This window comes from Nodosilinea sp. LEGE 07088 (assembly GCF_015207395.1).
In the GTDB taxonomy this organism is placed as follows: Bacteria; Cyanobacteriota; Cyanobacteriia; order Phormidesmidales; family Phormidesmidaceae; genus Nodosilinea.
In genome coordinates, this window is record NZ_JADEWX010000031.1 from 38924 (window position 1) to 48809 (window position 9886).

Annotated in this window: 8 protein-coding genes; 4 read left to right on the plus strand and 4 right to left on the minus strand. The window is 57.9% G+C overall.

The annotated features are described in order from the left end of the window. Window positions 1-217: 217 nt before the first annotated feature. From IQ254_RS10140 to IQ254_RS10150, 3 genes are all read right to left on the minus strand, one after another. Window positions 218-874 carry a Uma2 family endonuclease gene (locus tag IQ254_RS10140; RefSeq protein ID WP_193966057.1) on the minus strand — a complete coding sequence of 219 codons (657 nt, stop codon included), beginning with the start codon at window positions 872-874 and terminating at the stop codon, window positions 218-220. Between the two features lie 237 nt (window positions 875-1111). Continuing rightward, complete coding sequence (locus tag IQ254_RS10145) at window positions 1112-1585, minus strand: GNAT family N-acetyltransferase (protein WP_193966058.1); 474 nt, start codon at window positions 1583-1585, stop codon at window positions 1112-1114. Between the two features lie 22 nt (window positions 1586-1607). Further along, window positions 1608-2201, minus strand: coding sequence for a Uma2 family endonuclease (locus IQ254_RS10150; RefSeq protein WP_193966059.1), 594 nt, complete (start codon window positions 2199-2201; stop codon window positions 1608-1610). A 172-nt stretch (window positions 2202-2373) separates the two neighbouring features. Here IQ254_RS10150 and IQ254_RS10155 point away from each other — a divergent pair, with 172 nt between their 5' ends. Together IQ254_RS10155 and IQ254_RS10160 are read left to right on the plus strand one after the other, a co-directional pair. Next, the gene (locus tag IQ254_RS10155; protein ID WP_193966060.1) at window positions 2374-3246 is read left to right on the plus strand and encodes a class I SAM-dependent methyltransferase; all 873 of its coding nucleotides are present in this window, start codon (window positions 2374-2376) and stop codon (window positions 3244-3246) included. 49 nt (window positions 3247-3295) lie between these two features. After that, entirely contained in the window at window positions 3296-5206 is a 1911-nt protein-coding gene (locus tag IQ254_RS10160) for a GTPase family protein (RefSeq protein WP_193966061.1), read from the plus strand. Window positions 5207-5261: 55 nt separating this feature from the next. Here the strand turns inward: IQ254_RS10160 and IQ254_RS10165 are convergent, their stop codons facing one another. Further along, on the minus strand, window positions 5262-6398 hold the full coding sequence (locus IQ254_RS10165; protein WP_193966062.1) for an SLBB domain-containing protein: 1137 nt from the start codon (window positions 6396-6398) through the stop codon (window positions 5262-5264). Window positions 6399-7303: 905 nt separating this feature from the next. Here IQ254_RS10165 and IQ254_RS10170 point away from each other — a divergent pair. Both IQ254_RS10170 and IQ254_RS10175 read left to right on the plus strand, forming a co-directional pair. Then, the gene (locus tag IQ254_RS10170; RefSeq protein ID WP_193966063.1) at window positions 7304-8437 is read left to right on the plus strand and encodes a glycosyltransferase; all 1134 of its coding nucleotides are present in this window, start codon (window positions 7304-7306) and stop codon (window positions 8435-8437) included. Between the two features lie 2 nt (window positions 8438-8439). Further along, window positions 8440-9886, plus strand: a 1447-nt coding sequence (locus IQ254_RS10175) for a GumC family protein (RefSeq protein ID WP_193966064.1), incomplete at its 3' end; no start/stop codon positions are given.

Here is a 9886-nt window from a genome sequence, read left to right on the forward strand (position 1 = left end):
TGTCCATGGTGGCTCTGAAAGATTAACATCGTACCCATGGCTTAACTGACCGTTACACGCCCTGGGCGGCGTTTGTTTGCCTCAGTCAATCTGCTCCGAGAATGAGTCATGCCAGTCCCAGGCTCAGGTAGCTGCTGCTGCGGTGACTCAAGAAAGCGGCATAGCAGGGCGGTTTGCTGTCTTGAAATCGGGGTTCGCTACCATAGGGCCGTGCTAACTAATGCTCTAGTTGGCTTCTGAGCCATTGCCGAAACTGTCTGACGACGCTGTTTTCGCCCGCCGCCGGGAGTGACGGCTGTTTGGGAAAGCGCAGCTCAAGCAACTGAACCATATCGCTGGCCTTGAGCCTGGGCAGGGCAAGGCTGCGATCGCAGACTCTGTAGGCCCCTTCGGCTAGCTGGTAGAGGGTTAGGGTCTGCCCGTTGTAATGCCAGACTTCGGGGACTCTGAGATCGGCATAGATTGAAAATCGATCCAGCGAACTGCTGGTGATATCGACCTCGACGGCCAAGTCTGGGGGTGGAAACTGAGCCAGGTCGCTTTGCTCAACGTCGCGCACCATGGCTTCATTTTGAATGTAGTAGCACTGGTCAGGCTCCAACCCGCGCTGCAAGTCCTCGCGATCGCAGGTGCGTGACCCCAAACTGCGAATTTCTAAACCGAGTTCTTCGGTAGCGGCCTCAATCAGGCGACCCAGAAGTTTTTTATAGGTTTCATGGGGGTCGAGGGGCATGCGGATTTCTAGGGTGCCGCGATCGTAGGTCAACCGCATCGCGGGTTCAGATTCAAAGTCTGAAACAAGAGATTGATAGCTTTGCCAGCTAATGTTTCTGAGAATGACCCGATCTGGGCTCTGGATCAGGGTTGCAGTCATGACGGTTCCCCAGGGGAAAGGGCCTGTTTGCCCGAGATTTTCTCAGATTCTAGCTTGTAAGCCTCTTGCTGGTGCCCAGTTGGTGCCGGCTCAGGCTGGGTATTTCAGCCCCATGGGGCTGTCAAGAGCCTTGGGGTGGCATTCCCAGATCAGCGTCTAGGAATGCGGCTGTATGCCTTAGCCTTGCAGCCGCACACAAAATATCTCAGGCTCATCCACTGGCTTGCTACCGTCGCGCTAGGCCAGTTCTTTTTTCATCAGGATGGCCTCGGGTTGGTAGCCCAAGTGGGCATAAAGGGCCTGGGCCGCCGGGTTGTGGCTAAAGACCTGAAGGCTAATCTGACCGTGCCCCTGGTGCTGGGCCCAGGCTTCGGCCACTGTCAGCAGAGCGGTGGCGATACCGCACCGGCGGTGGTTGGGGGTGACATACAGCAGCAGCACGTAGGGGTGCAAAACCCCGCTGCGCTGGTCGGTGGCCTGCCCCAGCCAGAGGCCCGCGATGGGGGCGGCATCATGGGTTGGGGTGACCCACCAGAGGGGTGTATCGCGACTGAGGTAGCGATCGACCGTAGCGGCCAGGTGGCCCATGGGCTGGTGAGGATCCAGCTCGGCGTAGGTGCGCTCCATAAACTTGACTATGGTGGCGCGATCGCGGGTTGACCCAGACCGCAGATTGTAGCCCGGTACCGCAAAAGATTGCTCAGGTTCCATGCCCCTCCAACCGGATGATGATCTAGCCCTGCAGGATGGTCTCAGCCGCCACAGACAAGTCTGGAAAAATAGACGACTGCACTAAACTCTGGCCCTGGTATTCAGTGGCCTCGTACCATCCCTCCAGCAGTATGCCGATCGTTACTTTGCCTACTAGCGGGTCTACAATCCAATACTCGGGCCAATACTCGGGAATATCTAGAACACTAGATTCTGCCCGCTTTGCCCGATAGTCGGTGCTTTTGGTAGATTCGCTGACCACTTCTACGACCAACAGGGGTGGTGACTCATTGAGTCGAATGACGGCTTCACGCTCTTGGAGTGTTTCCCATTGCTCTAGAGTCAGTACCGATACATCAGGAATTCTGACGGTGTCCCAGCGGTCACTACGGGGGCTTTGTAACCCCACTGTGCCGCTGAGGGCAATCCAGGGTTGCTGACTGCGCTCGGCCTCTGCGTCAAAGAGTTGTTCTAGGCGCTTGATGATAGCGCCATGCTTGCCCGTACCCAGGCTGATCGGTAGCAGTTCTCCATTAACTAGCTCACAGGGATGATCGCTACCGTCGGAGTAGGCTAAATATTCGTCTAGGGTCAGGCGCTGGGTAGTAATGGCCATGGCATAGGTGTACCGCTGGTGCTCCAATTATGACATCCCCAATAGGCTGGCAGCATCTGACGCGGTTGTGGGAGAGGATCGGCGACTGGTTTTTTCCTGGCCAGAGAGAAACGAAATTGCTAGGCTGAGGTGAGTTTGCTCAGCGTTGGCATCGCCATCGCCTATCTACTCTATGGCATCCCAGTCTAAAACCCTGTTTGAGCAATTTTTGGCCCCGCTATTTTCGCACCTGATCGATCGCGACGCCCTGGTGCGGCTGCGTGACCAGATCGACTGGGAATCGGCGGTGGCCGAGTTCACCAATCCCCAGGTGGTCTACCCCAACTACTACAAAACCAGCAACTTCCACGGCGTTGAGAATGGCTATCTCAGCGTAGATGCTGCCCTTACCTACGACCCTATCACCCAGTACGTGCTGCCGCCGGGTGAAACCTGGGTGCGCGAGAGTCTAGTGAAAGCGATCAAAGGAGAGCCCCGGCGAATTTTAGACCTAGGCTGCGGCACTGGCACTACCACGCGGATGCTAAAGCGCCGGTTTGCCAACGCCGAGGTAATCGGCCTTGACCTGTCGCCCCAAATGTTGGCCATGGCCGACTACAAAGCCCGAGCAGCCGATGTAGCTGTCACCTTTCGCCACGGCAATGCCATGGCCACGGGGCTACCGGCAGCCTCGTTTGATGTGGTGTGCGCCACGCTACTGTTCCACGAAACGCCTCCGGCGGTGGCCAAAACCATTCTCGCTGAGGCGCTGCGACTGCTGACCCCCGGGGGGCAAGTGCTGGTGCTCGACGGCAACCAGCGCACCCTGCGGGCCACCGACTGGCTCAGCAACATCTTTGAAGAACCCTTCATTCGCGACTACAGCCAGGGCAATGTGGATGCCTGGCTGGGCTATGCCGGGTTTGAGGCGGTGCGCACCGACGAGGTGTTTTGGCTGAATCAGCTGAGCTATGCCCGCAAGCCGCTGCCAGTGGTAGATCGGGAAGCAGCGCAGGGGGAGGGCGATCGCGGTGCTGAGACGCTGCCATTGGCGCAGCCTGCTTGAGGGGTGGATGAGTTGGTGGGTAGATGGGTGGATGAGTGGATGAGTGGACATGGTGCGACTTAAACCCTGGCAGTGGGTGGTGCTGGCGCTGCCGCTGGTGTCCATAGTTGGATTTTTGATGGCGGCGGCGGGGGTTCAAATTCACGCCTGGGGTTTGAGCTGGGTGTGGGCTGTAATTGTGCTGATGCTGGTGCTGTGGCGTTGGCTGCTGGTTTACTGGACTCGCCCTGCTCTAAAACAAATGGAAGCCGCTCTGGATCAGGCCCAGCAGGAGCTAGATGTGGCCGTAGATGGGGAGGGGGCTGGGCCCAGTTCAGCCGCTGTGGCCCTCGAAGAGATTCTCACCGCCGCCCAGCAAGACCCACCCCTGTGGGAAGACTGGAACCCGCTGCTGGGCCGCTGCCGCGAAGTGATTGCTGTCGTTGCTCAGGCCTACCACCCCGATGTCAAGTACCCGCTGCTCAATATCTACCTGCCCGACGCCTACGGTTTGCTGCGGGGCACCGTCGATGATGTCGATCGCTGGATAGACACCCTGTCGCCGGTGCTGGGCCAGGTGACTGTGGGCCAGGCGGTGCAGGGCTACGAGGTCTACCGCCAGGTCGAGCCCTCGGCCCGCAAGCTCTGGCAGGCCTGGACCTGGGCCCAGTGGTTGCTCAACCCGGCGGCGGCGGCGGCCCGCACCCTGAGCCAGCCCACCAGTACCCAGGCCAACCAGCAGCTGTTGGGCAACTTAAATGCCCTGCTGCGGGAGGCCACCCTGAGAAACTTGTACCGCCAGGCGGTGGCGCTGTACAGTGGCGAACTGCCCGGTATGCCCCGCCCCGCTCAACCCCTGCCCACCGCCCAAACCCAGACCCTGCGAGACATTCTGGATCAGGCGGAGCCGGTGGATGAGGTGGCGACTCAGCCGGTCAATATTTTGCTGGTGGGGCGCACCGGGGCAGGCAAAAGCAGCGTAATCAACACCCTGTTCGACGCGGAGCGGGCGGCGGTGGATGTGCTGCCCAGCACCGATACCCTCAGCACCTACCGCTGGCAGGGCGACGGCGGCGAAACCCTCACCCTGTGGGATTCACCCGGTTACGAACAGGTGGACCGCAGCGACTATCGCGACCAGCTTTTGGCCTGCGCCCACCAGGCCGATCTGCTGTTGCTGGTGACCCCGGCCCTCGACCCGGCCCTGCAAATGGATGCCGATTTTTTGCGGGATATGCACAAGGAGGTACCGAATCTGCCTACCATTACCGCCCTCACCCAGGTCGATCGGCTGCGGCCCCTGCGGGAGTGGCAGCCTCCCTACGACTGGCAGTGGGGCGATCGCCCCAAAGAAATTGCCATTCGAGAGGCCACCCGCTACCGCCAGGAGCAGCTGGGGGCATGGTGTAGCCGCATCCTGCCGCTAGTCACCCGCGATGCCCAGCGCCCTGGGTGGAATGCCGAGGCTCTGGGAACGGCCCTGGTGGAGCTGATTGACCCCGCCAAGGAGCTGCGATTGGCGCGGTTTTTGCGCGATCGCGACAGCAAAGTCACCGCCGCCGCCCGCCTGATCGACCGCTATCGCTTGCAGATGAGCACCACCCAGGGCATCGCCGCCTTTCTCAAGAGCCCGGTGCTGCAATTTTTGGCCACCCTCACCACCGGCAGCCCCAGCCTGGCCTACCTGCTGGCTGAGCAAATTCCGGTGGAGCAGCTGCCCGTGGTGATTGGCAAACTCCAGCTCGCCTACGACCTGTTTAAGGTGGTGGGCACCGACACCGCCCGCCTCGATCTGCTAGCTCTCTGGCCCCTGCTCTTGGAGCACAACAACCAGCCCGAGCGCGCCGCCTGGGCCCTGGGCCACGCCCTGGTGGAATACTGGAGCCAGGGGCTATCGATAGCGGCTACCCGCCAGCGGGTAGAAGATTATCTGGAGGATTCTGGGTTGAATCTCCCCGATGGCCATTCCATTAACGTCTAGGGGCGTTCCTACTAAGTGCCCCTACCAACCGAGGGCCAACCACCAGGATTTTTGACTAGTTAAATAGCCGCCGGAAGCCAAAGATGCTGTTGATAATGTTGGTAAACGGGCTCAGCAACGTATTGGTGGTGTCGCCAAAGACCGTCAGACCCGAGCGATCGACCACGATCACATCGCGATCGCGCAGAATCGGGTTATTGGCATCGTTCACATTTCGGGTGAAATCTACGGCAATCTGAATCTTCTGGGCCGTACCGTTGGCGTCGAGACGAATCAGATCCACCGTTTGGTTATTGGCCCGGTTGTTAAAGCCGCCCGCATTGAGCAGTACTTCATTCAGCGATGTGTTCAGCGGTACCTGAATCTGCCCAGGGTTATCAACCTCACCCGCCACATAGACATTAATGGTATCGGGGGCAAAGTTGGCGTCAGCCAAGTCGCTGGCTTGCTGGGGCGTCGTGGCCACCGCCGTGGGGATAAAAATTTCGTCGCCCCCCTGGAGCACCACGTCTTTGCTCAAGTCCCCCGACTGAATCAGCTCCCACAGATCGTAGGTGCTGGTCTGTTTTTGGTTGTAGCCGGTGGTGCGTCGCAGTACCACCTCGCTGATGTTGGCATCGGCGGTAATGCCCCCCGCCTGGGCAATGGCCTCGGTTAGGGTGGGAAATCGAGCATCAAAAGAATTGTTGCTGCGCACGTCTTCCTGGGGGCGTTGCACAGTATAAGAGCCGGGGCGGCGAACTTCTCCAGAAATGGCCACCCGCACCGGGCGAAGGGTAACGGGGCTGACGGTTACCCGAGGCTGCTGAACATAGCGGCTGTAGTAGGTGGTCAGGGCGGCCTCGGCCTCGGCAAAGGTCAACCCAGCCACAAAAACTTGGCCAATTTGAGGTAGGTTAATGGTGCCATCTTGCAGCACAATGATCTGCCCGCCATAGCCCTCAATGCCAAACAGGCTGACGGCAACCACGTCGCCAATGCCCAGGCGGTAGGCGGCATCTAGTTCGGCGGTGAGATCCGACTGTAGGGGCATTGACCCACTGCCATCCAAGGAAGGGGGCGGTGCCGGAGATGAAGGCTCGGTGACCTGGCGCATCGACTGACCCAGGACGGGCGGTGCCGCCGCCATTATCCCCAGACCTACGGCCAAACCCAGACTAATTTTCCCTAAACCATAATTCTTTAAGGCCATAGCACAAACCATAACTAAGCGCGATTGATGGTTGACTCTCCCTGGGCTTCATCAGCTATTAACACCTACTGAGGCGCAGCGCCCGGAAGGTTTTTAGTCAGCTGAGACAGCGTATAAGACCAAATCCTATTTAGATACACCCGGTTTGCAGGGGCATTGCAGTGCAATGCCCCTACGAGATTCCCGGTTTGAATCGAGGTTTCTCAAATCGGATTTCGTATAAGAGTATTCCACCTAAAAGAACATCCCGATCAGGAACGCGAACTCGCCCAATGGGCCGGTCGCGGAGAGACACCGGATAGGCATTTAGTTGGAACACTCTCAGACAGGTCAGGGGAGGTGTTCTATCCTCAAGAATCGATCAAATCTCAGTAAGTTCCCCAGGGTGATTGAGGGATTGAGCATCAAAAGATTAACTATTTATGAATTTTGTCCTTATTTTCTCGCACAGATTGTCCTGACGAGGGGACTAACCCTAGTATCTCTTTCTAAGAGATTATGAACATGCCCTAAGTTTGCTTATGGGTACATGTACGAGCATCTACCGATCGCATCTGCCAATCTCTAGTTACCGTGCATCGACTGCTCTACCTAAGGTACGAAAGGTCGTTTGACGCTTCAGGCTAGTTTGTATTTAGGTTGTCTACCGTCTATATCAACCAGCAGCCACTGCAGCCACTGGGAACCTTTCTCTGGCTGCCCTGGTCTTAGGGGTTCAGGTCACACGCCTATTACAAATCCATCTCATAGATCCGCGTTAGACCCTAGTGTTTTTACCCCACGAATAAACTAGCAAACCGTTGCGATCGCCCCTGGCTTTCGTACTGCGGTGCCCCTCCAGGCAAATTGGTGCTCTACCTACTCGCGTCTTAAGCCCCAACGCCTGCAAAGGAGAAAGCGCTGCAATGAAAATTGCGCTAGTCCACGACTACCTCACCCAACGGGGTGGGGCCGAACGAGTGTTTGAGTTGTTATGCAAACGGTTTCCCGATGCCGATATTTTTACGTCGCTCTACGACCCCGAGCATACGATCGACCTGCGCGATCGCATTGTTAAGACCACTGCCTTACAGTCTATTCCCGGTGCCGCGCAGCACTTCCGTATGTTTGCGCCGCTCTACTTCCCGGCCTTTAGGCTGCTAGAACTCGACGACTATGACCTGGTGTTGAGCAGCACCACCAGCTTTGCCAAGGCCGTGCGCACCCGCGATGACGCCCTGCACATCTGCTTTTGCCACAACATCACCCGCTTTTTGTGGGATACCAAAACCTACCTGCGGGGCTTCAAAGAGTACCAGATGCTCTCGCCCCTGCTCGAGCCGATTTTTCACCAAATGCGGCGGCTCGACCTGCACTACGCCAGCGAACCCAATATCTATGTAGCCAATTCCAGCACGGTTGCCAAGCGCATTGAGCACATCTACAGCCGTCCAGCCTCATTTATCAACTACCCCATCGACGGCAGTCAATTTAAATTCTCTGACAAAAAAGACGACTTCTACCTCGTTTCTTGCCGGTTACTTAGCTACAAGCGCGTAGACATAATCGTCGAAGCCTTTAACTGGCTGGGCTGGCCCCTGGTGATCATGGGCGACGGCCCCGAACGCGAACGCCTGGAGGAACTGGCGCTGGATAACATCACCTTCATTGGCCACGTCAGCGACGAAGAGCGCACTCGCCTATTTGCCAAAGCTCAGATGGTGATTGTGGCTGCCCTCGAAGACTACGGTTTGGTGCCCATTGAGGCCAACTTTAGCGGCACTCCGGTGGTGGCCTACGGAGCCGGGGGTGTACTCGACACCCAGGTGCCCGGCGTCACCGGCGTATTTTTTAACCGCCAGACCCCCGATGCGGTGCAGGCCGCCATGCTAGAGGCCCAGGCCCAGCAGTGGGACTACCCCCGCATTCATCGCCATGCGATCGCCAACTTTACTGAAGCGGCTTTTTTCCAAAAGCTAGATAACTTCCTGAAAGACACTGTCTCGGCCCCTATGGCCGAAGTCCTCGGTTTGAATCTAGAAGCTCTACCCCACAGATAATCATGGTCTCTACGTCTACCCTCCAACCCTCTACTGACCAAGAGTTTGGCTACGGCCAGCTCATGCAGATTTTGCTGCGCCGCTGGCCCTGGATTGTGGCCACCCTGGGCCTGGCGACCGCCGGGGCGGTCTTGTTTTCACTGCGGCAAGAGCCTATTTACCGCAGCAATATGCAGCTGCTGATCGAACCCAACTACCAGCAAGAACTGGAATCCTCAGATCTCTCCAGCTTTGATGACCAAGACCCCAGAGATGCCGACTATGCCACCCAACTGGCCCTGATGCGCAGCGGGCAGTTTTTGCAAGCCGCTGTCGATGCGCTCCAGGCCGACTACCCTGAGCTAACGGTCGATGACCTGAGGTCGGAGTTTACCCTGGGTCGGCTATCAGAAGGTAAAACCGGCACGCGTATTTTCCAAGCCAGCTATACTTCTGACGACCCGGTCAAGCCACAAAAGGTGCTGACGGCTCTACAAAAGATTTACCTGGACTACAACCAGGAACAACAATCTGAGCGGCTCAGCCGTGGCCTCGATAACGTCAATAATCGCCTGGCCAACACGCGGCAAAATCTCCAAGACTCCCAGGCCGCCCTCGAGCAATTTCGCATTCGCCAAAACCTGATTGACCCCAACTCCCAGGCGCTATCGGTCGTCGAATCGTTGGCCCAGGTGCAAACCCAGCAGCAGCAACTCTTGGTTGAACTGAGCGGCCTAGAGCAGCAGTACGCCACCCTGGAGCAGCAAATTGCCCTCTCGCCCCAAACGGGGTTAATGGCCTCTCGCCTGAGCCAGTCGCCGCGCATTCAAGCGCTACTAACCGCTCTGCAAGAAACCGATCTGGCCCTGGCCAATCGCCAAATTGTATTTACCGACCAGGATCCTGAAGTGCAGGCTCTGATGCAGCAGCGCCAAAATCAGCTGGCGGAGCTGCAAACTCAAGTCAGCAGCGTGAGCCGTCAAAACGTGACCGAGCTCGACCCGACAGTACTGTCCTATCTCCAGCTGGGTTCCATTGACTTTAGCCTGGTAAATCAGATTTTAGAGGCCGATGTAGCGCTCCAGAGTCTGGGGGCCCGCACTCAAACCCTGAATGAGTTAGAAAGCGTACTGCGGGAAGAAATCAACCGCTACCCCAGCCTGATGGCGGAATACGATCGCCTGCAACCCGCCGTAGAAACCGAGCGCAGCACCCTACAAGAGCTGCTGATTCAGCGTGAGCAGCTGAGCGCTGAGCTAGCCCGAGGTGGCTTTTCCTGGGAGGTGGTAGAACCGCCCCTGCCGGGGCAGCGCATTGGCCCAGACCCGATCCGCCCCCTGGCGCTGGCGCTGGCGGTGGGCCTGTTTGCTGGCGGCGGGCTGGCCTTTTTGGCCGAAAGCATCGACAAACGAGTGCGCACCTCCGATGAACTCACCAAGCAGGTGCCCCTCCCCCTGCTGGGCATGCTGC